Genomic DNA, 22,616 nt, shown 5'->3' on the forward strand with positions numbered 1-22,616 from the left:
TGCGCGGGAAGTGGCGCCGGGAAGTCGGTCGGCCGGGACCATAAATCCCGTTTCCAGTAGTTCTGCGAGATGCGTTGGATAAAGTTGGGCATTTGTGAGAGCTTCCCGTTGGTTCGCTGTCGCCTTCCTCTCCACTGTCGGCGCGCTGATCGTCTACGCGCACGGATTCTGGGCTGGGCGATTTCTCGAGCTGGCTCCCAACAGCGAATACTGTGTCAGCAAGCCTTTAGGCTTTCCGGCTACCTCATGGACGTGGCTCCCGCTCAGGCATCTGTGCCATTGGCGGGATGGAACCACGACCGATCTGGCACCCGGATACGTCAACCCACTGGTGATCCTGCTGATCGTCGGCGCGGTCACCGGAACCGTGATGTGCGCGCTGACGCTCATCGGGCGATCATCACGCGGTACGGACAGGAACTCGACCGGCTGAAGGCCCTGCTCGGAAGGCGGGTACCGGCCGGGATCGAACGCATGGCCATCGGCTGTTGGGGGCAGCCGATGGCCTTTCCCAGAGTTGTGAGTGCCCCGCGGGTGCGGTCAGGACCAGAGGTAGCTGAGTCTGACCTGCAGAGGCCTGTCGAACTCGATGCTGACCCGGGTGTCGACGCCGTCCTCGAAGGCGCGGACGTTGTGCACGGTCATGCGGGCGCCGCCGATGAAGGGGTGACCGTTGGCGTCGATCTCGGTGATGGAGACGGTGACCGGGGTGAACGGTGTGACACCGGCCAGCGCCGCGCGGAGGATGACCTCTCCTGCGGCGCTGAAGTGTTCGTTGCGGCCGTGAACCTCGTCGGCGGCGGTACCCGTCTGGTCGGCGGGTGCGTGGGCGTCGGCTTCGATGGTCGGGATGGCGCTGACGGTCTCTTGGGACATGGGGGACTCCTTCTCTCGACGAGTCGGGTTCGACTCGTTCGGCTGACTCCCATCGTCGGCAGCTTCCCGGTCATCCACATCCCCCTTGATCTGGGGGTTGCCGGGCACGGTCTCAAATCAAGGCGTCGACGCTCGCAGTCGGCTCTTCGCGCGTCATGATCGGCTCGCCGCGCGCTCACCGTACGCCGGATGCCAGACCAGGCGCTGATATGGGGGAGAAAGGGGTCGTCGCAACACAGTGATCACTTACTGGCGGCAGCTGCGCCGGTCATCTGGGTTTCCCGTGCCGGGCCAGCAGCGGGACGGTGGCGAGTTGGACGAGGGCGGCGGCGGCGAGGATGCCGTTGGTGACCTCCTCCCGCCAGGCGGGGAGGTGCTCGGAGAAGCCTGACTGCTCATCCGCGTACATCAGCAGGTTGCCCCAAGCCACGAGTGGCAGCGTCAACAGGTAGACGACCGTGAAGACGCCGACGAGCAGCAGGGAGCGCGGGCGAACGCCGTGCCTACGCAGGAGGATCCCGTGCAGGGCCAGACCGACGGCGGGCACGACGGCGAAGGCCCATATCTGCAACATGAGGCGTAGCGCGTAGTCGGCCTCCCAGAAGGACCCGGGATGGGCCGCGCTGCGGGCGATCTGGTCGGACACGAGGTTGGCCGCGGCGAAGGCCAGGAGGAACGCCAACGGGAGCAGGAGGAGCCACACATTCCAGGGGGAAGAAGGTGGAAGGACCGTGTCGCGGCGCACGACGCCGCGCACCGCGAGGAGTTGGGCGATCGCGGCGGCGGCGAGGATCAAGCCGAGCAGCGGCAGGTACCACGGCGGCGACAGCGCGCCCATGTCGAAGGGCATCGTGGCGTATCCGCCCGACGGGTCGAGAAACTCCTCGTCGTAGCCGGTGACCGGGTTGAGGACGTAGAGGACTGGCATCGCGGCCATGTAGGCAGCGCTTAGGAAGCCTGTCCCGAGCATGAGGCCCGCGGGCCGGCGGTTCAATCCGAACTCGACGAGGCCGAACAGCAGGGTGGCGGCGATGAAGAAGGCCCCGAGCAGGGCGATCCGCCCCTGAGCGAAGGGGATGAAGGCGTCGATCGCTTGGGGCACTACGTCCTCGTTCGCCTCGACGGGGCCGGCGGGAAGGCGCCTCTTCACATCGCGGACGGCGAAGAAGTTGACGACGACCACGACGAGGCCGAACGGCAGTGGAAACCATGTCAGTTTGCCCATAAGCGTTCGATGATCGCATACGGTGATCGGTTCAAGTCGAGCGCGGCGCTTCGCGCACCGATAGGAGCCTATTGGTGAGCGGCCACAAGACCAGCGGGATCACGGCCGCCGCCGAGAGCGCGAGCAGCAACGGCACGCGCTCTCCAGGCGTCAGGTGGTGCAGCAGCCGCACGTGGATCGCCAGGTGCGGCACCGCGAACACCACGTACACGGCAAGCGCCGTGCGCACCATGCCGCGCCGTACGACGAAGAAGCTCACCCCCAGCGCCACCGCCGTCGCCAGGCTCATCGCGCCGTAATCCATCATCAGATGCGCGTTGTACGGCATGCGCATCCCCACGAACGGGATGTCGAAGAACGATCGGGGGAAGAACAGCGCCCAGCAGCCCACGGCGAACTGTGCCGCGGCCAGGAACGCCAGGCCCGCGCGGAGCCAGATGCGCGCGCTCATGCGGTGAGGAACCGCTCGAAGGTGATCTGCCCGACGGCATGGTCGGGAGCCAGGTGTCTTCCTTCCCGAAAGCCGCGCGTTCCCCCGATCCCGGGCAGCGGCACCGACACCACCGGCCGGCGGCTGGACCGCGCCCGAGCATAGGCGCGGGCCAGATCGGCCGCGGTACGTACCTCAGGCCCGCCCATGTCCCGCGCCCGGCCCGCCGGTGGCGCCTCGGCCAGGTCGGTCAAGCGGGCGGCCACCTCGCCGGTGTCGATGGGCTGAAAGCTGACCCCGGCGGGCATCATGATCATCGGCAGCCGCCGCTGGATCGCGCACATCCAGGCGATGAGCTCGTGGAACTGGGTGGTGCGCTGGATCGTCAATGGCAGCCCGGACTCTTCCAGGAGCCGCTCACACGCCAGCTTCGCCCGATAGTAGGAGATGTCAACTCGATCGATGCCGACGATGGACACGTAGATCAGGTGCGGGCGACCGGTTCGCATGGCCGCCCGGACGAGATTGCGGGTGGCGTCCTGGTCCGCGTGGCCGTTACCGGTCGCGCAGTGGATGATCGTGCCGGTATCGGCGACCGCATCCTCGAGCCCCTCACCCGTGATCAGGTCGCCGCGGTGCGTCATCTGGTCGTGCGGCGGCTGGCGGCTCAGCACGCGTACGGAGTGGCCGGCGGCCAGAAGCCGTGGAACCAACCTACGGCCGAGCCGGCCGGTACCGCCCGTCACCAGGATCGGATCTGTCATGGGTGGCAACTCTCATGGAAGAGCGCGAGGCTGATGGCCGCGCGCGGTTGTCAGGTGCACCCATTAAGAACCGGTCAGCCCTTCCCGACGTGACAACCGAAGTTTGGCGGGATTGGCGATGATGCGAATCTCGCTGATCAGGCCGCCCGCCGTCTCCGGCACCAGCACGCCGATCAGCTCCTCACCGGCCAGGGCCAGCAGGCCGGGAGCGCCGTTCAGCTCCGCGATCGACAGCCGGATCCGCTGACCGGTGGTGCGCGATGCGCCGACCAGATAGCGCGCCACCCGGTCGGCGCCGAAGACAGGTCGCCTGGCGGCGCTGATCCTGCCGCCGCCGTCCACCCACACGGTCACGTCGTGGGCCAGCAGCTTCTCCAGCCCTGGAAGATCCCCCTCCTCTGCGGCCGCCAGGAAACCTTTCACCAGGTCACGGTGGTGAGCCCGGTCCACCGGGCGCTCGGTGCTCCCACGAGCGTCGGTGAGTCGCAGGCGAGCACGCCGATACAGCTGCCGGGAGTTCGCCTCGGAGGAGTCGATGACCTCGGCCACCTGGCGATGGCTGTAGTCGAAGGCCTCACGGAGCACGAACACCGCGCGCTCCACGGGGTTGAGCCGTTCCAGCAAGGTCAGGAAGGCCAGTGAGACGAAGTCTCGCTGTTCGGCACTGTCCAGCGGTCCCAGAGCGCCGTTCGCGGTCAGCACCGGCTCAGGCAGCCACGGACCGACATAGCTCACCCGGCGGGCACGCGCCGACGTCAACCGGTTCACGCACAGGTTGGTCGCCACCTTGGCCAGCCACGCCCACGGCGATTCGACAGCCAACGCGTGGTGCCAGCGGAGGAAGGTGTCCTGGACCACGTCCTCGGCCTCCTCGGCCGAACCCAGCATCCGATAGGCCAGCCCGAACAGGGTCGAGCGGTGCCGCTCGAACTCCTCAACCGCGTCACCCGTCACGCCCGCCAGCCTTCCAGGCCACCGAGCCGGGCCGATATTCGACCTCCGTACGCCGCTCGCGCCCAGACGATCACCCACCCGAGCGCGGAACAGCCCGGAACCGTGGTCGGTTCCGGGCTGTTCCGGTCGGGCTGCTAGATGTCGTAGTAAAGCTCGAACTCGTGCGGGTGCGGGCGCAGCCGGATCGGGTCGACCTCGTTCTCGCGCTTGTACGCCACCCACGTCTCGATCAGGTCAGGCGTGAAGACGCCGCCCTCCAGCAGGTAGTCGTGGTCGGCCTCCAGCGCGGCCAGGACCTCGGGGAGCGAGCCGGGCACCTGCGGCACCTGGCGGGCCTCCTCCGGAGGCAGCTCGTAGAGGTCCTTGTCGACGGGCTCCGGCGGCTCGATCTTGTTGCGGATGCCGTCGAGGCCGGCCATCAGCATGGCCGAGAAGGCGAAGTACGGGTTGCACGACGGGTCCGGCACGCGGAACTCGATGCGCTTGGCCTTCGGGTTGGACCCCGTGATCGGGATGCGGACGCAGGCCGAGCGGTTGCGCTGCGAGTAGACCAGGTTGACCGGGGCCTCGTAGCCGGGCACCAGACGGTGGTAGGAGTTGACCGTCGGGTTGGTGAACGCCAGCAGCGACGGCGCGTGCCTGAGCAGGCCGCCGATGTAGTAGCGGGCCGTGTCGGACAGGCCCGCGTAGCCGACCTCGTCGTAGAAGAGCGGCGAGCCGTCCTTCCACAGCGACTGGTGGCAGTGCATGCCGGAGCCGTTGTCGCCGAAGATCGGCTTGGGCATGAACGTGACCGTGTGGCCGTATTCGAGGGCGGTGCTCTTGATGACGTACTTGTAGAGCATCAGGTTGTCGGCCGTCTTGAGCAGCGTGCCGAACCTGAAGTCGATCTCCGCCTGGCCGGCGGTGCCGACCTCGTGGTGCTGCATCTCGACGTCGATGCCGGCCTCGATGAGGTTGCGCACCATCTCCGAGCGCAGGTCCGTGAAGTGGTCCATCGGCGGGACCGGGAAGTATCCGCCCTTGTAACGGGGCTTGTAGCCGAGGTTGCCGCCTTCGGTGGCCTTGCCGGTGTTCCAGGCGCCCTCGATGGAGTCGATGTAGTAATAGCCGGCGTTCTGCCGCGTCTCGAAGCGGACGTCGTCGAAGATGTAGAACTCCGCCTCGGGCCCGAAGTAGACGGTGTCGGCGATGCCGGTGCCCTTGAGGTATTCCTCCGCCTTGCGGGCGACGTTGCGCGGGTCGCGGCTGTAGGCCTCGCCGGTCAACGGGTCGTGCACGAAGAAGTTGATGTTGAGCGTCTTGTGCTGGCGGAACGGGTCGAGCACGGCGCTGGACGGGTCGGGCAGCAGCAGCATGTCCGACTCATGGATGGCCTGGAAGCCGCGGATCGACGAGCCGTCGAACATGAGCCCATCGGTGAAGACACTGGCGCCGAAGTTCTCTACCGGGAAGGTGAAGTGGTGCGTCGTCCCCGGCAGGTCGGTGAACCTGACATCGACGAACTGCACCCCTTCGTCACTGATGAACTTCAGGACGTCGTCGGCGGAGTTGAACACTCTCGAACCTCCCTGGGGACATGACTATCAGGCCGAGGTTAGGTCCCGGCCGTTTCCGATCGGTGTCTCGATTGTTTCGCACATGTTAAGCGGGCTCAGGTCGGGTCCGAAGCCCAGCAGCTGTCCTCATCGTCTTTTTTGCCGCGCCTTTCCTCGTCCAGATCGTAGGGGTTTGACGGTGGGCCGCTCGGTTGCACCGTGCCCGGAGCGGAGTCGTCGTAGACGGGGTGGATGAAGAAGTCGTCCACGTCGCAGCGGGCGGGAGTACTGGTGTAGCCCCAGCCCTTCAGCCACAGAACGAGCTCTCCCGCCTCGCGGTAGGCGAACACGCTGCCGACGGGGTGGGTGACGAGGCGGATCGTCGTGGCGGGCTGTCCGGGGCGGTTCACGGCATAGACCACGAGGTAGTTCAGCTTCACCTCGGCGCCGCTGCGGCCGTACTTCCTGGCCTTGGCCACCGTCGTCTTGCCCTTGACCTTGATGACGTCGGTGGAGAGCTCGGCGGTCTTCGGGGCGAAGCTGGTCACCCAGCCACGGCTGTCGGCGTCGTCCTTGCCGCTCTTCTTCCGGTCCAGGTACTTCTGGAACCAGACGCGCTGCTCGCGATCGAGCAGCTTCATGAACGCCTTCGGCTTGCCGCCCATGAGCGTCTTGCGGTCGAGGAAGGCCGCGGTCATGAGCTTGCGGGTACGGTCCAGCGCCTTCGCCACGTCCTTCTTCGACAGCCCGCCGAGCGCCTTGGCCTTGGGCAGGACGAAGCCGGCCGCCCCCTCCGCGTACTTCTCGGCAGGGGAGCCCGCGAACGGGTCCGCCGCGGTCGGCTCCGGGGTCGCGGTCTCGACGCCGGCCGCCTCCGGGGCCGCCATGACCGGTTGGGTCTCCTCCGGGACCGGCCCCGGACTCCCCACCTGCGGTGTCAGCAGGTCGGGCCGGGCGGCGACGATCACGGTCGCGCCGCCGATCACCGCGGCCACCAGACCGGCCGCGAGCAGGCCCCGCCCCGCTCGCCGTGGCCGGGTGGCCTTGTCCGAGCGCGGCGCCCTGGCTCCCCTGCTGGCCGCCGCGCGCATCCTGCGCCGCTCGTCCTCATCGATCTGCGCGACGAGCTCGTTGAAGCGCGCGTCTAAGTCATCCCCGTTCGGCATGGCGTACATGATGGGGGACAAAGGTGATCTTTGTGGCGCGGTTGGGTCACGATCCCGACCGCGCCCCCCGCCGGATACCGTTGAGGGTATGAGCGGGAACGAGCCTCGGTGGACGCAGACCTGGCTGGGCGGTGTGAGGGCGGCGGGGGTCGATCTCGGCTACCCGGGTGAGCGTCTGGGGCTGCCGGAGCATGGGAGCGGCGCCGTCGCCGGGTGGGGGCGGCGCATCGCCGGGCTGGTCATCGACTGGATGATCTGCACCTGGGTCGTGGTCCAGCTCGTGCTGCGGATGAACCCGGCCGAGTCGCCGTGGGCGCCCGTGGTGGTGTTCGCGATCCAGTACATCCTGCTCGTCGGGTTCATGGGGCAGACGTTCGGGCACCGGCTCGCGGGGATCAGGGTGGCCGCGATGGACGGTGGCAGCCCCCGGCTGGTGCCCGTGCTGGCACGCACGGTGCTGCTCTGCCTGGCCGTGCCCGCGCTCATCTGGGATCGCGACCACAGGGGGCTGCACGACCGCGCCTCCAACACGGTCGTCGTGCGTATGTGAAACGTCCATTGACAACGTTGTCTTCGCGGAGTCTGCTGTTGACAACGTTGTCAGGAGGGCGACATGCGGAGAGCACGTCTTGCGGTCGTGGCGACCGCGGCTGTACTGGGATTCGCCGGGTTATCCGGGGTGGCGACGGCCGATCCGCCGACGTCACCAACAGTGACCGATCCAGCTCCGTCACCGCTGCCGTCGGACGCGCCTTCGGCGGCGCCCACGCAGCCGGCGCCCATCGAGGAGGTGACGCCGCCTCCGGGCGCCAAGCGGGAAGCCGCCGTACGGACCGCGCCGCCGGGGGCGCTCTTCTATTCCTCCCTCGAGACCGGCGACCCGCAGCCGACCTGGCTCAACACGGTCGACGAGGGCAGGAAGGCCGAGGGGATCACCGGCGCCACCACCGGCGGCATCCCGGGCAACATCACCGACGAGGTCGTCGACATCGCGGCCAGCGGCGAGAACACCCCCTCGGGCGAGGTGAAGGAGAACCTGTTCGACGGGGACGTCAACACCAAGTGGCTGGCGTTCACCGGCACGGGCTGGGTGTCGGTGAAGCTGTCCAAGCCCATCGCGGTCACCCGGTACGCCATGGCCTCCGCCAACGACGCCGCCCAGCGCGACCCGCGTGACTGGGCGCTGGAGGGGTCGGCGGACGGGCAGAGCTGGACGGCCGTGGACACGCGGGCGGGGGAGGTGTTCGACGCCCGGCTGAAGACCCGCGAGTTCGACGTCGCGCATCCGGGCTCCTACCTCTACTACCGGCTCAACGTCACGCGGATCGGCTCGGGCGCGATCGTCCAGCTCGCCGAGCTGCAGCTCTCGGACGGCGATACCGCCCCGAAGCCGCCCTCCGACATGCGCAGCCTGATCGGCCCCGGCCCCGGCAGCGGCTACACCGCCAAGCCCCGCGCCGGCTACACGGGCCTCAAGGCGCTGCGCTACTCCGGCAGCACGACCACCAGCGGCGGTGGTCACTCGGCCAACAAGGTGTTCGAGACCGACATCGAGGTCACGGCCGACACAGAGCTGTCGTACGTGCTGTTCCCCGAGTTCACCGGGGCCGCGCTGAGCTACCCCAGTACGTACGCGAGCGTGGACCTGGCCTTCGCCGACGGCACCTACCTCAGTGAGCTTAGGGCCGAGGACCAGCATGGCGTCAGGCTGACGCCGCGGGCGCAGGGTGAGTCCAAGACCCTCTACGCCGACCAGTGGAACTTCCAGCGTTCCCGCATCGGCGAGGTGGCCAAGGGCAAGCGGATCAAGCGCATCCTGATCGCCTTCGACGCGCCGGCCGGGCCGCTGCCGTTCAAGGGCTGGGTGGACGACATCACGCTCGTCAACGCCAAGCCCCAGCAGGTCAAGAGCCTGGCCGACCATGTGGTGACGACGCGCGGCACCCAGTCGACCGGCGGCTTCTCGCGGGGCAACAACTTCCCGGCCACGGCCGTGCCGCACGGGTTCAACTTCTGGACGCCGATGACCGGCTCCGGTTCGAACTCGTGGCTGTACGAGTATCACCGCAACGGCAACGCCGACAACGTCCCGACCATCCAGGCGTTCGCCGCCAGCCACGAGCCGAGCCCTTGGATGGGGGACCGGCAGTCCTTCCAGGTCATGCCGTCGCTGCTGGCCAAGCCGAACCCCGACCGGGTCGCCAGGGCCACGCCGTTCCTGTATTCGGGCGAGACCGCCAGGCCGTACTACTACGGGGTCGACCTGCTCAACGGCATCCGTACGGAGATCGCGCCCGCCGACCACGCGGCCGTGTTCCGCTTCACCTTCCCCGGCGACGGCGGCAGCCTGATCTTCGACAACTACAACAACGACGGCGGGCTGACCATCGACCAGGGCGTCGTCACCGGCTACACCGACACGCGCAGCGGCCTGTCGGCGGGCGCCACCCGGATGTACGTCTACGCGGTCTTCGACCAGCAGCCCACCGGCGGCGGCAAGCTGACCGGCGCCGGCCGCGACAACGTGACGGGCTATGTCGCCTTCTCCGCCAAGCAGGTCACGATGCGCATCGCCACCTCCTTCCTCGGCGTGGCGCAGGCCAAGCGCAACCTGGAGCTGGAGAACGGCACGTTCGAGGAGGTCAAGGCGCGCGCCCAGCGCGCCTGGGAGGACAAGCTGGGCACCGTCGAGGTCGAGGGCGCCACGCCCGACCAGCTCACGACGCTGTACTCGAACCTGTACCGGCTGTTCCTCTATCCGAACTCGGGCTTCGAGAACACCGGTACGGCCGCCGCGCCCGCCTACAAGTACGCCAGCCCGGTATCGGCCAGGAGCGGCCTGGACACCCCCACCCAGACCGGGGCCAAGATCGTGGACGGCAAGATCTACGTCAACAACGGCTTCTGGGACACCTACCGGACGACCTGGCCCGCCTACTCGCTGCTGGCCCCCGAGGCGGGCGAGCTGATCGACGGGTTCGTCCAGCAGTATCGCGACGCCGGCTGGATCGCCCGCTGGTCCTCGCCCGGCTACGCCGACCTCATGGTGGGCACCAGCTCGGACGTGGCCTTCGCCGACGCTTACAGCAAGGGCGTGCGCGGCTTCGACGCCAAGTCGGCGTACGCGGCGGCGGTGAAGAACGCCACCGTGGTGCCGGCGAACCCGGCCGTTGGGCGCAAGGGCCTGCAGACCTCGATCTTCCGCGGCTACACCGCCCTGAACGAGGTAGGCGAGGGCCTGTCCTGGGCCATGGACGGATATATCAACGACTTCGGGATCTCGAACATGGCCGCGTCCCTGGCCAAGGACGCCACCGGCGCGGAGAAGGCCCGCTACCTGGAGGAGTCCGAATATTTCCGTAGCAGGGCCCTGAACTACGTCAACATGTTCGACTCGGAGGTGGGCTTCTTCCAGGGCCGCGACTCCACGGGCAAGTGGCGGCGTACCAAGGCCGACTACGACCCCCGCGTCTGGGGCTACGACTACACCGAGACCGACGGCTGGAACATGGCCTTCCACGCGCCCCAGGACGGCACCGGACTCGCCGCCCTCTACGGCGGGCGCGCGGGTCTGGCCAAGAAGCTCGACGCGTTCTTCGCCGACCAGGAGACGGCCACGTTCCCCGGTTCGTACAACGGCGTGATCCACGAGATGCGCGAGGCCAGGGACGTCCGCATGGGCCAGTACGGCCACAGCAACCAGCCCTCGCACCACATCATCTACATGTACGACCACGCGGGGCAGCCGTGGAAGGCGCAGGCCAAGGTCAGGGAGGCGCTGTCGCGGCTGTACCTGGGCAGCGAGATCGGCCAGGGCTATCCGGGCGATGAGGACAACGGCGAGATGTCCGCCTGGTACGTCTTCAGCGCCCTCGGCTTCTATCCGCTCCAGGCCGGCAGCCAGGACTACGCGATCGGCTCGCCGCTGTTCACCAAGGCCACCGTGCATCTGCCCAGCGGCAAGGACCTGGTGATCAATGCCCCGGCCAACAGCGCCGAGAACGTCTACGTCCAGGGCCTCAAGGTGAACGGCAAGGCGTGGACGTCCACCGCGCTACCGCACGACGTGCTGGCCGGTGGGGCCGTACTGGACTTCGCGATGGGGTCCAAGCCGTCCACGTGGGGCGAGCCGCCGGCGTCGATCACGCCCGACGGCGAGATGCCGCGGCCCATGCGCGACATCCCGGTCACCGGGGGCCCGGCGGCGCTGTCGGACGACACCTCGGCAACCACAGCCACCGTTTCCGGAAATATCACTCTTCAGGCGGGAACGCGGGACCAGGTGAGCTTCTACACCCTCACCTCGGCGGCCACCGGTCCCACGTCATGGAAGCTCGAGGGCTCCTACGACGGTACGGCCTGGACGGTCATCGACCAGCGGGACGGCCAGCGGTTCGACCAGGCGAGGCAGACCCGGCCGTTCAAGATCGCCCGCCCCGGGCGGTACGCCCAGTACCGCCTCACCGTCTCCGGCACGCTGGCCGAGCTGGAGCTGCTGGCAGTGCCGGATCCGGCCTGCACGCGATCCGTCACCGGCACCCACAGCGGCCCCCTCACGGTCGGCTCCGGCGTGACCTGCCTGGCGGCGGGCGCGAACGTGACCGGCCCCCTCGTTGTCCGGCAGGGGGCCTCGCTGATCGCGCGGGCCGCCACGGTCGGCGGACCGGTCACCGCGGTGGGCGCCGGGCGGCTGGTCCTGGTGGACACCTCGGTGGGCGGCCCGCTCACGGCGACCTCGGTGAAGGAGCTGTCCGTGGAGAAATCGGTGGTGGGCGGACCGGTGACGCTGGTCGGCGACAGCGGGCCGCTGATCGCCGCCAGCACGGTCAAGGGGCCGTTGACCTGCACGGGCAACTCTCCGGCACCGACCGCGAACGGTCTGTCCAACACGGTCTTGGGACCGTCGGCGGGCCAGTGCAAGGGTCTCTAGCGCGATAAAAATCTTACCGGGTTCGATATTGAACCCGGTAAGGTTTATGATGCCCCCATGATGATGGCCGGACTCAGGGAGAAGAAGAAGGAGCAGACCCGGCGGCGCATCGCCGAGGTGGCGCTGCGGATGTTCGCCAAGCGGGGCTACGAGGCCGTGACGGTCAACGAGATCGCCGAGGCGGCCGGGGTCGCGAAGGTCACGCTGTTCACCTACTTCCCGACCAAGGAGAGCCTCGTCCTCGACGTGGTCAAGGAGGACATGGCGAAGATCGTCAACGAGCGGCGGCCGGGACAGGCGCCGCTCGAGGCGCTGCGTGAGCACTACCGGGCGTTCGCCGCCGAGGACACGGAGGGGGTCGACGTCGAGGGCCTGCTCACCCGGGCCTGGGTGATCTCGGCCAGCCCGGCGCTGATGGCGGGGCTGCACCAGACCCGGGCCGGGCAGCGGTACGAGCTGGCCGCCGCTCTGGCCAGTGCGCGTGGGGTGCCGGACGGGTCGTGCGAGCTGCGGGACCAGCTCATGGCCGCGCAGATCACCGCCGTGCTCACGACGGTGCAGGAGGGGTTCTTCCAGCGGCTCGTCGAGGGGACGCCCATCGCCGAGGCGGGCGGTCGGCTGGCGGACGACGTCGAGCTCGCCTTCGACCTCCTAGAGCACGGCTTCACCGGACAATAAGGGGATATTAAAAAAGGCATCAACTATGACACCGGGTTTCTGCCGGGCGAGAGCCTGTCCCGGACGACGTTCGACGCCGAGACGGTCGGGCGCGAGATGCGGGTGATCGCCGACGAGCTGCACTGCGCGGCTGTACGCGTGTCCGGCGGCGACCCGGAGCGGCTGAGCGTGGCGGCCGAGCAGGCCGCCGCGGCCGGGCTGGAGGTCTGGTTCGCGCCGTTCCCCATCGACCTCACGCCGGAACAGGTGATCCCCCTCTACGCCGACAGCGCCGAACGAGCCGAGGCCGTCCGGCGCGGCGGCGCCGAGGTGGTGCTGGTCACCGGCTGCGAGACCAGCGCCTTCTGCGAAGGGTTCATGCCCGGTGCCGACTACATGGAGCGCCTGCGGGCGATGATGTCGGCCGACATGGAGTGGTGGCAGTCGCTGGGCACGATCATGGGCCGTTTCAACGGCTTTCTCGGGGAGGCCGCCGAGACGGTGCGGCCGCTGTTCGGGGGCCGGATCACGTACGCCTCCGGGCCGTGGGAGTTCGTCGACTGGACGCCGTTCGACCTGGTCGGTGTGGACGCCTATCGGGCCGCGTACAACGCCGGCAGCTTCGTGGAGGAGGTGCGCGGCCACTTCAAGCACGGCAAGCCCGTGGCGGTGACCGAGTTCGGCACCTGTGCCTATACGGGGGCGGGGGAGCTCGGGGGCATGGCGTGGGAGGTGCCCGACGGCTCCGTACGCGACGAGGGCGAGCAGGTCCGCTACCTCAACGAGCTGCTCGACGTCTTCGAACAGGAGGGGGTCGACACGGCCCTGTGGTTCACCTTCGCCTCCTACAACCAGGTCGGTGACGACGACCTGGGCGCGTACGGCGTGGTCCGGATGCTGGATGAGACCCGCTGGGAGCCCAAGGCGGCCTTCCACGCGATGGCGGCCCGGTACGGGCGCGCCTGAACCCTGCTCGGTCGGTCAGTCGCGCGAGGCCGAGCTGTCGGTCGGGGTGCGGTGGGTCAGTGGTGTGTGCAGGTGAAGATGGCGGTGCCCGGTATGTACTTGCCGCGCAGCGGGCTCCAGCCGCCCCACACCCGGTCGTGGCCCGCCGGCCATTCGGGCTCCAGCAGGCCCGTCACGGTCAGGCCTGAGGCGACGATCAGGCCGATCCAGTCGGCCATTGTCCGATGGTGCTCGACGTAGGTGGTTGTGCCGTACTCGTCCGTCTCGACATAGGGCGAACGGTCGAAGTAGGACCGGTCGGACGTCAGCCCGCGCGGCCCCGGATCGTCGGGGAACGCCCACCGGATCGGATGGCTGACCGAGAACACGAACCGCCCGCCCGGCCGCAGCACCCGGCCCACCTCACGGAACACCGCCAGCGGATCGGCCACGAACGGCAGCGCTCCGAACGCCGAGCACGCCAGATCGAACGACCCGCCGGCGAACGGGAGCACCTCGGCGTCGGCCTGCACCACAGGGACGTGCAGGCCGGTGTCGAGGTCGATCCGCTGCGAGTGGCGCAACTGCCGGTGTGACAGGTCGAACGCGGCGACCTCGGCCCCCTGCCCGACCAGCCACCGCGCGCACTGGGCCGCGCCACAGCCCATCTCCAGCACTCGCCGGCCGCGTACGTCGCCCAGCAGGTGCGCCTCGGCCTCGTCGACGCCCTCCGGGCACCAGACGAAGCCGGTGTCGCGCAGGAACTCGCCGTGTTCGACCTGGTAGTCGTCGGCGTTGCCGTCCCACCAGCCGCGGTTGGCCCGCGAGGAGTCCGACAGCGCGTTCCCTGGAGGCACTAGCGCATCTTGGGGCCGCGCGGAACCCGAGCGCCCTTGGGCATCGGGCCCTTGGGCATCGGCATGTTCTTGGGGAGCGAGCGCAGGCGGTCCTTGACCTCGTTGACCGAGGGCTTCTTGAGGTTGCGCGGCAGCTTCATGATGTGGCGCTGGAGCTTGCCCAGCGGCACCTGCCCCTCGCCGTCACCGCACTGGATGTCGTAGATCTCGACGCCCAGCACCACCCGCGCGACCCGCTTCTTCTCGGCCGCGAGCATCTTCGCCACCCGGTTGCCGGGCCCCTCGGACACCAGTACGACCCCCGGGAACCCGATCACGAGGTGGATCAGGTCCTGGTCACGGTTGACCGCGATGGCCGGGGTGACCTGCCAGTTGCCCCGCATGCCCTGCAGCACCGCGGCGGCGGCGCCGGTCTGGCCGTGCAGGATCGAATATTGGGCGCGCTGCGCCAGCTGCCCGAACACCACGAGGCCGACGGTGAGCGCGGCGAGCACGCCGAGGAACACCGAATACCACAGATAGTCCGTGACCAGCCCGATCACGACGATCACAGCCAGCGTGCCGACCGCCGAAAGGAAGACGATCGGCAACCCCTTGGGGTTGGCCTGCTTGATGATCTGCGCGATCATGCGGAACTGCTTGATGCGTCCCGGCTTCTCTGGGTCCTCGGACTTTGCCATGCTTCGAAGAATACAAACCAACCGAGCGGGATACGAAAACGCCTCTGGTCGTTCGGGGGTTTTCTTTTACGGCAGAGCACGGTGGGCCCCACCCGCCGTACGGGGCCGGGCCCTGTCCAGGGGCACGCTCCTCCGGTGATGCGGGGCCGGGCGCCGTGACGTGACGGTGAGACCCCGGCCTACGTGCGTTACCAAACCGGTATTGCACGTCCATTCAGCGGAGCCGATGTCACGCAGCCAGGCCGCCTCCATGGCGGAGGCGGCCCAGGGGAGTTCAGGCGCTCTGGCGGGCCTCGATGGCCTGCTTGTAGAGCTTGCCCGCGCGGTAGGAGGAGCGGACGAGCGGGCCCGACAGGACACCCGCGAAGCCGATCGCCTCGGCCTCCGCCTGGAGCTCGACGAACTCCTCCGGCTTGACCCAGCGCTCGACCGGGTGGTGGCGGGGCGTCGGGCGCAGGTATTGGGTGATCGTCAGCAGGTCGGTGCCGGCGGCGTGCAGGTCGCGCATCGCCTCCACGACCTCCTCGCGCGTCTCGCCCATGCCCAGGATCAGGTTGGACTTGGTGACCAGCCCGGCCTCACGGGCCGTCGTGATCACGCCGAGCGAGCGCTCATAGCGGAACGCGGGCCGGATGCGCTTGAAGATCCGCGGCACGGTCTCGACATTGTGCGCGAACACCTCGGGCTTGGCCGAGAACACCTCTTCCAGCTGCTCACGGTTGCCGTTGAAGTCGGGCACCAGCAGCTCGACCCCGCAGCCGGGCAGCAGCGCGTGGATCTGCCGCGCGGTCTCGGCGTAGAGCCAGGCGCCGCCGTCGGGCAGGTCGTCGCGGGCCACGCCGGTCACCGTGGCGTAGCGCAGGCCCATCTGCTCGACCGACTCGGCCACGCGACGCGGCTCGTCCCGGTCGTACTCCTTGGGCTTGCCGGTGTCGATCTGGCAGAAGTCACAGCGGCGCGTGCACTGGTCGCCGCCGATGAGGAACGTCGCCTCGCGGTCTTCCCAGCACTCGTAGATATTGGGGCAGCCCGCCTCTTCACAGACCGTGTGCAGGCCCTCCCGGCGCACGAGCGATTTCAGCTCGGTGTATTCGGGGCCCGTCTTCAGCTTGGTCTTGATCCACGGGGGCTTGCGCTCGATAGGGGTTTCGGCGTTGCGCACCTCCAGGCGGAGGAGCTTTCGGCCTTCAGGAGCAACGGTCACCGACCCAGCTTACGTCTCGCCCCAACCTCTCCCACTCCCAGGGCCACCATTCGCCGGGTCATCGGATGATTCAGCTGGCTTGGCGGGCTCAGATGACCAGGCCGAAGCTGCGGATGGCGCGGGTGTAGTGGCGGTGCAGTTCGTCGTCGATCCGGTCCGACTCGGCCGAGCCGAGCAGCTCCGAGCTGGACAGCACGGACCCGGACGGCGCTGAGCCGGACGGTGCTGAGCCGGACAGCGCCGAGCCGGGCGCGGTGGTGCGGACGCCGTCGGGGGCGCTGTTGGGGGCCAGCAGCGCGGTCCGCCTGATCGACGCCACGCTCTCGCCGCGCAGGGCCGCCGCCTGCATGGGGGCGACGTACCTGCCGCTGGCCAGCAGCCCGTCGATCTCGGCCAGTTCCCCGGCCGTGAGGACGCGCAGGGCCCTCGCCTGCCGCCGTTCGTGTCTGCGGGCGTCGTCGGAGCGGGCCAGCCGCTTCAGGCAGTACTCGGTGAGCAGCACCGGGCCGCCGAGCACCCGCCCGACGATCCGGCCCAGGAAGCTGACCGCCTCGTAGCCGGTGCTGTTGGAGTTCAGTACGCCGAGCGAGGTGGCCATCTGCGTGTGGGCCGCCTCGCGCGCCCGCAGCGGTGCCGCTCCGATGAGCGCCTCGCGCCATGCGCCCAGCGTCGCCAGCGCGCCGTCGACGATGAGCTCGCCGCCGGTCGGCAGCTCCGCGTACGCCCTGGCCAGCAACGCGACCCGCTGCCGCGGCGACAGCGCCAGCCACGAGGGCAGCCCGATGACCAGCACGGGCACCCGCAGCGGGCCGGTGCGCGCGTACGTGGTGCCCAGGACCAGATCCCTGACCGCCACCTTCTGGGGACGCTTGACGCCGATCCGGTCGGCCACCCGCTCCGCCATGCCGTACACCTGCGGGGCCGAGGAGGGGTCGAGGACCTCGGCGTCGGCGGGCAGGCTGCCGAGGCGCGGTCGCAGCATCCACCCGATGGCGATCAGCAGGGCACCGAGCGCCCACGCCGCGGCGAACTGGGCGTTGACCACGATCGTCCACCCGCCCAGCACGACGAAGGCCAGCGTCAGGGTGTGCACGACGAGAGCGAGAACCAGGGCCGCGAGCCACGTCGCAGACTGCTGCACAGACCGCTTCACAGGCTGATCGTAAACAGGCGACTGCCAGATTTCACCGCGATTCGGCGACCGGCCGTGGGTCAGCGGCGCATGAGGTCTTCCTCGTGCAGGTCGTACGGCTCCAGGCCCAGTGCTTCGGCCAGCCGTTTCTCGGCGATCGGGATGACCTCCTCGACCACGATCCGCCTGCCCGTCTCGGCGGACAGTGAGGAGACCCCCACGTCCGGGATGCCGCACGGGACGATCCGGCTGAACCACCGCGGATCATTGGCGCAGTTGAGCGCGAAGCCGTGCATCGTGACGCCGCGTGAGACGCGGATGGCGACGGCGCCGAGCTGGCGGTCGGGCAGGCCGAGGCTGGTGTCGCCCGCGGCCCAGACCCCGGCCCAGCCCGGTATTCGCCTGGCCGTGACGCCGAAGTCCGCACAGATCTGGATCATCGTGTCTTCGAGCCGGCAGATGTAGCGGGTCACGTCGTCGATCTCGACGATCGGGTAGGCGACGAGCTGGCCGGGACCGTGCCAAGTGATGCGGCCCCCGCGGTCGACGTCGATCACGGGGGTACCGTCGGAGGGGCGTTCGTGCGGGGCGGTGCGCTTGCCCGCCGTGTAGACGGGCGCGTGCTCCAGGAGCAGGACCGTGTCGGTCAGCTCCCGGGCCACCCGTTTGCCGTGCACCCAGCGTTGCAGCTGCCAAGCCTGCTCGTAGGGGACGTCGACACCGAGACGGACGATGGCCAATGCGTGGGGGTCGACCCCGTGCTTGGGGCGCATGTGTCCATTGTGCCGTTCCCTCACCCATCCAGGGTAATTCAGGAGGTGAGCAGCCGAGGCTCGATCCGGAACTCCTTTGCCCCCTCGGCCCCGTCATGCTCGACTTTGTAGGCGTATCCGGCTGGATCGGTGGTTACGGCCTGAATGAAATCGGTGCCCACGTAGTGCAGCGCCACCCCCTCGTCGGCGGCGTAGCCCTCGGGCAGCTCGCCGCTGGCCACCGACTGGTGCAGCAACTGCCGGCGCTGCGGCTCGGAGTTGTAGTGGACTCCGCACGAGTAGGGCAGGAAGGCCAGGCCGTCGGCCCACACGTTGAGCTCGGGGCCGAAGGAGTCGGTGTTGCCGCCCACGTGCCAGCACAGGGCGCCCGCGCTCTGCCCGGACAGCACCACGCCCGACCGCCACGCCTCCTCGAACGCCTCGTCGTAGCCGTGCAGCCGCCACAGGGCCGCCAGGTTGGCCACGCTGCCACCGCTGACATAGATCATGTCCTGCTCGAGCATCCACGCCCGGGGATCCTTGACATTGGGCATCGGGAACACCGTCAGATGGCTCAGCTCGACGTCCCACCCGGCGAAGGCGCCGTACATCTTCAGCAGCCAGTCGGCGTCGTCGCCCATCGCGGTGGCGACCAGCCCCAGCTTCGGCCGGTCCTGGCCGGTCAGGTCGAGGCCGTAGCGCAGCAGTGGGCTCGCCTCCAGAAAACCGTGACGCGCCGTCGGGCGGAACGACCCACCGCCGATGGCAAGAATGTGCGACTGGCCGGACCTGGTCATGTTGGTATCTCCCGCGTGGTAAAGGATGAACAGCACCCTAGATTATGGCGCTAGATTATGTCGCTCAAGGCCTCGTCGAGGTGGCTATGGGTGAATCCGTAGCCGCTGCCGGACAGTTTCCCCGGCAGAATCCGGTGGCTGGGCAACAGCCCTTCCCGCGCGAACTCTCCCAGGCCGATGCTCAGCGCGAAGGCCGGGACAGGCATCGGTACAGTGCCCTTACGCAGGGCTTTCCCGAGCGTGGTGGTGAACTCCGCATTGCTCACGGGATTGGGCGAAGTCAGATTAACCGCCCCCACCAATTCCCGATTTTTCAGGATATGTAGTACGGCCTGAACCCAGTCGTCCTCGGATATCCAGGACCAGTACTGCTTCCCACTCCCGAGCGGCGCGCCGAGCCCCATCTTGAAGATGGGCAGCATCCGCCCAAGCGCCCCACCACGCCCACTCAATACGAGCCCGGTACGCAATTGCGCGGCCCGGATGCCGACCTCCTCGGCGGGCTTGGCGGCACCTTCCCAGAGCTCGCACAGATCAGCCAGAAACCCGGTGCCCTTCCCCTGGGACTCATCGATGACCCGATCCCCGGTGTCACCGTAGAAGTCCACCCCGGAGGCCGACACGAGCACCTCAGGCGGCCGGGACAACTGCCGCAACGCGTCGACGAGCACCCGAGTCCCGTCGACCCGGCTCCGCACCAGCTCGCGCTTGTACGACTCGCTCCAGCGCCGGTCGGCGATGGGCGCTCCGGCCAGATGTACGACGCCTTCGGCCCCTTCGAGCACCGAAAGATCGATCACATCGTCCCGAGGCTCCCAGTAGGCCTCCTCATCGCTCTCGGGAGGCCGCCGCACCATCCTGACAACCCGCCGCCCCTGCCCTTTGAGCGCCTCCACCAAGGGCCCCCCGAGCAGCCCGGACGCCCCCGTAACGATGATCGTCATACCTCCCACACTACGCCGGAGCCCTCCCGCCACCCACCGTTACCCGTCTGGAGTGTTGGCCGTCTGATGCCCACCCCGATCGAAGGTGCTCGCTTCGCTCGCTCGCCCTGTCAGGCGGGCTGGCGCCCGCCCCCGCGTCGGTCCTCGCTTCGCTCGGGCGTCTCCCTGGGGCGCGGCTCCGCCGCGCGCTTCGCCCACGGCTTCGATTGTTGTCCAGATGGCGCTGGTGATGCCCTTGGCCGAGCCCAAGGCAACGGGCGATCGCACGGGACGTACCGGACAGACGGGAAAGGGACGTCATTGGAGACGACGACAAAGACACGACCGCTGCTTTGGTGCCGTCCGCAGGAGAGAAGCTGATCGGCGCGGCGGCGGTTCTCGGCGCAGCCCCGGCATCGCCACTTGGTGCAAGGTCGTGAGCGCACCAACCGATCAGTGCAGCGCATCGGTAGCTAGCCGAAATCTTGGCCGATATCCCAGCCATGGAGCGATCATGGATCCATGGAGGTCATTCCGATCAGCGAAGCCAAGGACCGGCTGACCGAGCTTGCCGACCGGGCCGCGCGCGAGCATGATCACTTCACACTCACCCGGAACGGGCGGCCGCATGCCGTTATCGCGTCCGTGGCCGAGTGGGAGTCCCTGCAGGAGACACTCGAGATTCTCGCTGACCCGGAAATGCGCGCCGACCTGGTCGAGGCCGCTGCCGCCGAGGCGCGCGGCGATGTGACCACCGAGGAGGAGATGGCAGCCATCCTGGCGGCTCGCCTCGGCAAGTCCGGCGCGTGAGCGACCGCTACACCATCCTCCTGAGCCCACCGGCTCGCCCTGCGCTCGCCTCGGGCCTTCCCGAGACTGTAGCGGCCGCGGCCTGGGAGTTGATCACCGGCGCTGTCGCTCGCGAACCATGGCGCGTCGGCAAGCCTCTGCAAGAGCCATACGAGGGACTGCATGTTGCCCGGCGCGGGACCTACCGTGTGGTCTACCGCATCGACGAAGACAAACACACTGTGACGATCCAGTCCATCAAACACCGCCGCGACGCCTACCGCCCATAGAGCCCGCTGCTGCCCGCCCTACCTGTCGGTGCCAGGGGCTGGCGGAGATCACGCGTCGCCACATGAGATAGGTCAGGGATGCGGGCAGGTCAGGGTTGTGGAACCGCCGGGGAAGGCCGCGCGAGAACAGGGCCGCCTGTTCGCCCATTCTGGCTCACCGTGGATGGCGTACAGGAGCCCGGATCGTACAGCGCCGCTGTCCAGCAGTCACTTCAGCGTTCGGTCGGGATGTGCCGCAAGCCAGTTGGCGATCAGTCGGTCGGTGGTCGGCCGCGCGCTCGCCCCTTTGCCATGGTTCAGATGGGTGACCAGCGGCCAAAATCCGTGAGTGGAAGGACCCTCTGCGAGGGAGCGGCGACGTTGGCCGACCGGGGCGCAGAAGCCGAAGGCGCACTGGGCCGTCCTAGTGGTTGAGCCCGAAGAGCTCTCTCGTGGCCTGGATGGCGTCGGGCCTTCCTTGCACGTGGAGGCGGCCCGTGGAGAGCGCGGCGAGTGCGGCGGCGGGATCGCGCCCCATCTCGGCGAGCGTCGTGGCATCGGCGAAGGTCAGGACCACATCTGGATCGTCGATGTGGCCGGGGAAGGTGTGTAGGTCGCCTTCGGCGATGCGGGCGTGCATGGCTTCGGTGCCCACTCTGAACTCAACAGTGAGGGGTGTGGCCGGGACCCGCTCGGGCCGGAACATCGCCCGCAGGGACGATGTGATCCAGTGAATTTGGAAGGCGGCGCCGTCGTCCTGCTCGCCGAGCAAATGAATGCCGAACCGGGCGAGCTCGGTCATCGTCGGTTGCAGGGCACGGCCGAGCGGCGTCAGCTCGTACACCTTTGACGCGGCCGGCGCGGGGAGCGTGCGCCGACTGATGATTCCGGCTTCCTCCAGGACCTTCAGACGGGTGGCGAGCATGTCGGTGGAGATGCCTACGAGCCCGGCGAGTAGATCGACGTAGCGTTTCGGCCCGTCGAGCAGCTCACGGACGACCAGCAGAGTCCACCGCTCGCCGACCACGTCAAGTGTCTTGGCCACCGCACAGTAATGGCCGTAGGACCGCGATGCCATGGGGGCAGCCTACCCCACTTCTCGGTCCATCCAAGTTTCTGATCTGAATTTCAGAGCACCTACTTGACTTTTCCAAGTGATCGTCTGAAGGTGTTGTCGCGGCAGGTCGCACGATCAGGACCTGCTCCATGACCTGGCCTTGGGAGGACCGTATGACCCTCGTCGAAACCGACCCCACCGCCACCATGGTCACGGTCGAGCACCTGTGCGACTTCGCCATCAGGTTCCAGACCATGCAGATCTTCTCCACCCCGGTGGCCATGCGCATGATCGCGGTCGTTGACCGCGGAACCGTCGAGGGGCCGCGGCTGCGCGGCGAGTTCCTGCCCGGTGGCGGTGACTGGATCACCGTCGGCTCCGACCGTGTCGCCCGCCTCGACGTCCGGGCGACGATTCGCACGCATGACGACGAGCTGGTGTTCGTCACCGTCACTGGCCGCGCCACGCTGTCGGAGGAGGCGATCGGCCGGCTACTGGCCGGCGAGACCATCGGCTGGAACGAGATGCACGCACGATCCGTGCCGCTGTTCGAGACCGGCGCGGAGCGCTACTCGTGGCTGAACTCCACCGTCGCCATCGCCGTCAACGAGCTGTCCCTCGACCACGTCGAATACCGCGTCTACCGCATCCAGTGACCAACCATCAGCCCG

The 22,616-nt window shown here is 68.4% G+C and carries 23 protein-coding genes; 8 read left to right on the forward strand and 15 right to left on the reverse strand.

Annotated features, from left to right (window positions below):
• Positions 1-94: 94 nt before the first annotated feature.
• Positions 95-433 carry a hypothetical protein gene (locus AB0C30_RS17985; protein ID WP_357944807.1) on the forward strand — a complete coding sequence of 113 codons (339 nt, stop codon included), beginning with the start codon at positions 95-97 and terminating at the stop codon, positions 431-433.
• A gap of 107 nt (positions 434-540) precedes the next feature.
• On the opposite strand, the gene AB0C30_RS17990 is transcribed toward AB0C30_RS17985, so the two are convergent.
• The 7 genes from AB0C30_RS17990 to AB0C30_RS18020 all read right to left on the reverse strand — a co-directional run bounded on the left by AB0C30_RS17990 (position 541) and on the right by AB0C30_RS18020 (position 6,953).
• Positions 541-876: a hypothetical protein gene (locus AB0C30_RS17990; RefSeq protein WP_357944810.1), complete on the reverse strand. Its 336-nt coding sequence runs from the start codon at positions 874-876 to the stop codon at positions 541-543.
• A gap of 268 nt (positions 877-1,144) precedes the next feature.
• Positions 1,145-2,101 carry a hypothetical protein gene (locus AB0C30_RS17995; RefSeq protein WP_357944813.1) on the reverse strand — a complete coding sequence of 319 codons (957 nt, stop codon included), beginning with the start codon at positions 2,099-2,101 and terminating at the stop codon, positions 1,145-1,147.
• Between the two features lie 31 nt (positions 2,102-2,132).
• A complete protein-coding gene (locus AB0C30_RS18000) occupies positions 2,133-2,552 on the reverse strand; it encodes a hypothetical protein (protein ID WP_357944816.1) in 420 nt (139 codons plus the stop codon).
• Positions 2,549-3,295 (reverse strand): SDR family oxidoreductase, encoded by a 747-nt coding sequence (locus AB0C30_RS18005; RefSeq protein ID WP_357944818.1) that lies wholly within the window; start codon positions 3,293-3,295, stop codon positions 2,549-2,551. Before AB0C30_RS18005 ends, AB0C30_RS18000 begins: the two co-directional genes overlap by 4 nt.
• A gap of 63 nt (positions 3,296-3,358) precedes the next feature.
• The gene (locus AB0C30_RS18010; protein WP_357944820.1) at positions 3,359-4,249 is read right to left on the reverse strand and encodes an RNA polymerase sigma-70 factor; all 891 of its coding nucleotides are present in this window, start codon (positions 4,247-4,249) and stop codon (positions 3,359-3,361) included.
• Between the two features lie 134 nt (positions 4,250-4,383).
• Entirely contained in the window at positions 4,384-5,808 is a 1,425-nt protein-coding gene (glnA, locus tag AB0C30_RS18015; protein WP_225298326.1) for a type I glutamate--ammonia ligase, read from the reverse strand.
• A 95-nt stretch (positions 5,809-5,903) separates the two neighbouring features.
• Entirely contained in the window at positions 5,904-6,953 is a 1,050-nt protein-coding gene (locus AB0C30_RS18020; protein WP_357944823.1) for a hypothetical protein, read from the reverse strand.
• An 88-nt stretch (positions 6,954-7,041) separates the two neighbouring features.
• On the opposite strand from AB0C30_RS18020, the gene AB0C30_RS18025 reads away from it, so the two are divergent.
• The 4 genes from AB0C30_RS18025 (at position 7,042) to AB0C30_RS18040 (ending at position 13,506) form a co-directional block, all read left to right on the forward strand.
• The gene (locus tag AB0C30_RS18025; RefSeq protein ID WP_357944826.1) at positions 7,042-7,503 is read left to right on the forward strand and encodes an RDD family protein; all 462 of its coding nucleotides are present in this window, start codon (positions 7,042-7,044) and stop codon (positions 7,501-7,503) included.
• A 63-nt stretch (positions 7,504-7,566) separates the two neighbouring features.
• Positions 7,567-11,883 (forward strand): GH92 family glycosyl hydrolase, encoded by a 4,317-nt coding sequence (locus AB0C30_RS18030; protein ID WP_357944828.1) that lies wholly within the window; start codon positions 7,567-7,569, stop codon positions 11,881-11,883.
• Positions 11,884-11,940: 57 nt separating this feature from the next.
• Positions 11,941-12,561 carry a TetR/AcrR family transcriptional regulator gene (locus AB0C30_RS18035; protein WP_357944831.1) on the forward strand — a complete coding sequence of 207 codons (621 nt, stop codon included), beginning with the start codon at positions 11,941-11,943 and terminating at the stop codon, positions 12,559-12,561.
• Positions 12,562-12,657: 96 nt separating this feature from the next.
• On the forward strand, positions 12,658-13,506 hold the full coding sequence (locus AB0C30_RS18040) for a hypothetical protein (protein ID WP_357944833.1): 849 nt from the start codon (positions 12,658-12,660) through the stop codon (positions 13,504-13,506).
• A 56-nt stretch (positions 13,507-13,562) separates the two neighbouring features.
• On the opposite strand, the gene AB0C30_RS18045 is transcribed toward AB0C30_RS18040, so the two are convergent.
• The 7 genes from AB0C30_RS18045 to AB0C30_RS18075 all read right to left on the reverse strand — a co-directional run bounded on the left by AB0C30_RS18045 (position 13,563) and on the right by AB0C30_RS18075 (position 19,851).
• Positions 13,563-14,342 (reverse strand): methyltransferase domain-containing protein, encoded by a 780-nt coding sequence (locus tag AB0C30_RS18045; RefSeq protein ID WP_357944835.1) that lies wholly within the window; start codon positions 14,340-14,342, stop codon positions 13,563-13,565.
• Positions 14,342-15,022 (reverse strand): DUF4191 domain-containing protein, encoded by a 681-nt coding sequence (locus AB0C30_RS18050; RefSeq protein ID WP_357944837.1) that lies wholly within the window; start codon positions 15,020-15,022, stop codon positions 14,342-14,344. Before AB0C30_RS18050 ends, AB0C30_RS18045 begins: the two co-directional genes overlap by 1 nt.
• A 274-nt stretch (positions 15,023-15,296) precedes the next feature.
• Positions 15,297-16,226 carry a lipoyl synthase gene (lipA, locus tag AB0C30_RS18055; RefSeq protein WP_357944840.1) on the reverse strand — a complete coding sequence of 310 codons (930 nt, stop codon included), beginning with the start codon at positions 16,224-16,226 and terminating at the stop codon, positions 15,297-15,299.
• Positions 16,227-16,314: 88 nt separating this feature from the next.
• A complete protein-coding gene (locus AB0C30_RS18060) occupies positions 16,315-17,379 on the reverse strand; it encodes a hypothetical protein (protein ID WP_357944843.1) in 1,065 nt (354 codons plus the stop codon).
• Positions 17,380-17,438: 59 nt separating this feature from the next.
• Positions 17,439-18,131, reverse strand: a complete 693-nt coding sequence (gene lipB / locus AB0C30_RS18065; protein ID WP_357944845.1) for a lipoyl(octanoyl) transferase LipB — start codon at positions 18,129-18,131, stop codon at positions 17,439-17,441.
• A 38-nt stretch (positions 18,132-18,169) separates the two neighbouring features.
• On the reverse strand, positions 18,170-18,907 hold the full coding sequence (locus AB0C30_RS18070; RefSeq protein WP_357944848.1) for a peptidase E: 738 nt from the start codon (positions 18,905-18,907) through the stop codon (positions 18,170-18,172).
• Positions 18,908-18,957: 50 nt separating this feature from the next.
• Positions 18,958-19,851: a TIGR01777 family oxidoreductase gene (locus AB0C30_RS18075; protein WP_357944850.1), complete on the reverse strand. Its 894-nt coding sequence runs from the start codon at positions 19,849-19,851 to the stop codon at positions 18,958-18,960.
• A 501-nt stretch (positions 19,852-20,352) separates the two neighbouring features.
• Between AB0C30_RS18075 and AB0C30_RS18080 the strand changes: the two genes are divergently transcribed.
• Complete coding sequence (locus AB0C30_RS18080) at positions 20,353-20,640, forward strand: type II toxin-antitoxin system Phd/YefM family antitoxin (RefSeq protein WP_357944853.1); 288 nt, start codon at positions 20,353-20,355, stop codon at positions 20,638-20,640.
• Positions 20,637-20,909, forward strand: coding sequence for a type II toxin-antitoxin system RelE/ParE family toxin (locus tag AB0C30_RS18085; RefSeq protein ID WP_357944855.1), 273 nt, complete (start codon positions 20,637-20,639; stop codon positions 20,907-20,909). Before AB0C30_RS18080 ends, AB0C30_RS18085 begins: the two co-directional genes overlap by 4 nt.
• 403 nt (positions 20,910-21,312) lie before the next feature.
• On the opposite strand, the gene AB0C30_RS18090 is transcribed toward AB0C30_RS18085, so the two are convergent.
• Positions 21,313-21,966 (reverse strand): helix-turn-helix domain-containing protein, encoded by a 654-nt coding sequence (locus AB0C30_RS18090; RefSeq protein WP_357944858.1) that lies wholly within the window; start codon positions 21,964-21,966, stop codon positions 21,313-21,315.
• Between the two features lie 152 nt (positions 21,967-22,118).
• Between AB0C30_RS18090 and AB0C30_RS18095 the strand changes: the two genes are divergently transcribed.
• The gene (locus AB0C30_RS18095) at positions 22,119-22,601 is read left to right on the forward strand and encodes a DUF3237 domain-containing protein (RefSeq protein WP_357944861.1); all 483 of its coding nucleotides are present in this window, start codon (positions 22,119-22,121) and stop codon (positions 22,599-22,601) included.
• Positions 22,602-22,616: the final 15 nt, after the last annotated feature.

The sequence above is a fragment of the Nonomuraea sp. NPDC048901 genome (genome assembly GCF_040649695.1).
Classification (GTDB): domain Bacteria; phylum Actinomycetota; class Actinomycetes; order Streptosporangiales; family Streptosporangiaceae; genus Nonomuraea.

What these genes read in the sequence shown, in the direction of transcription:
- AB0C30_RS17995 (WP_357944813.1), bottom strand. Translation starts at nt 2,101, where the DNA reads ATGGGCAAACTGACATGGTTTCCACTGCCGTTCGGCCTCGTCGTGGTC.
- AB0C30_RS18005 (WP_357944818.1), bottom strand. Translation starts at nt 3,295, where the DNA reads ATGACAGATCCGATCCTGGTGACGGGCGGTACCGGCCGGCTCGGCCGT.
- AB0C30_RS18040 (WP_357944833.1), top strand. Translation starts at nt 12,658, where the DNA reads ATGCGGGTGATCGCCGACGAGCTGCACTGCGCGGCTGTACGCGTGTCC.
- AB0C30_RS18020 (WP_357944823.1), bottom strand. Translation starts at nt 6,953, where the DNA reads ATGCCGAACGGGGATGACTTAGACGCGCGCTTCAACGAGCTCGTCGCG.
- AB0C30_RS18080 (WP_357944853.1), top strand. Translation starts at nt 20,353, where the DNA reads ATGGAGGTCATTCCGATCAGCGAAGCCAAGGACCGGCTGACCGAGCTT.
- AB0C30_RS18025 (WP_357944826.1), top strand. Translation starts at nt 7,042, where the DNA reads ATGAGCGGGAACGAGCCTCGGTGGACGCAGACCTGGCTGGGCGGTGTG.
- AB0C30_RS18035 (WP_357944831.1), top strand. Translation starts at nt 11,941, where the DNA reads ATGATGATGGCCGGACTCAGGGAGAAGAAGAAGGAGCAGACCCGGCGG.
- AB0C30_RS18090 (WP_357944858.1), bottom strand. Translation starts at nt 21,966, where the DNA reads ATGGCATCGCGGTCCTACGGCCATTACTGTGCGGTGGCCAAGACACTT.
- AB0C30_RS18030 (WP_357944828.1), top strand. Translation starts at nt 7,567, where the DNA reads ATGCGGAGAGCACGTCTTGCGGTCGTGGCGACCGCGGCTGTACTGGGA.
- AB0C30_RS18000 (WP_357944816.1), bottom strand. Translation starts at nt 2,552, where the DNA reads ATGAGCGCGCGCATCTGGCTCCGCGCGGGCCTGGCGTTCCTGGCCGCG.
- AB0C30_RS18075 (WP_357944850.1), bottom strand. Translation starts at nt 19,851, where the DNA reads ATGACGATCATCGTTACGGGGGCGTCCGGGCTGCTCGGGGGGCCCTTG.
- AB0C30_RS18070 (WP_357944848.1), bottom strand. Translation starts at nt 18,907, where the DNA reads ATGACCAGGTCCGGCCAGTCGCACATTCTTGCCATCGGCGGTGGGTCG.
- AB0C30_RS18050 (WP_357944837.1), bottom strand. Translation starts at nt 15,022, where the DNA reads ATGGCAAAGTCCGAGGACCCAGAGAAGCCGGGACGCATCAAGCAGTTC.
- AB0C30_RS18095 (WP_357944861.1), top strand. Translation starts at nt 22,119, where the DNA reads ATGACCCTCGTCGAAACCGACCCCACCGCCACCATGGTCACGGTCGAG.
- AB0C30_RS17990 (WP_357944810.1), bottom strand. Translation starts at nt 876, where the DNA reads ATGTCCCAAGAGACCGTCAGCGCCATCCCGACCATCGAAGCCGACGCC.
- lipB (WP_357944845.1), bottom strand. Translation starts at nt 18,131, where the DNA reads ATGCGCCCCAAGCACGGGGTCGACCCCCACGCATTGGCCATCGTCCGT.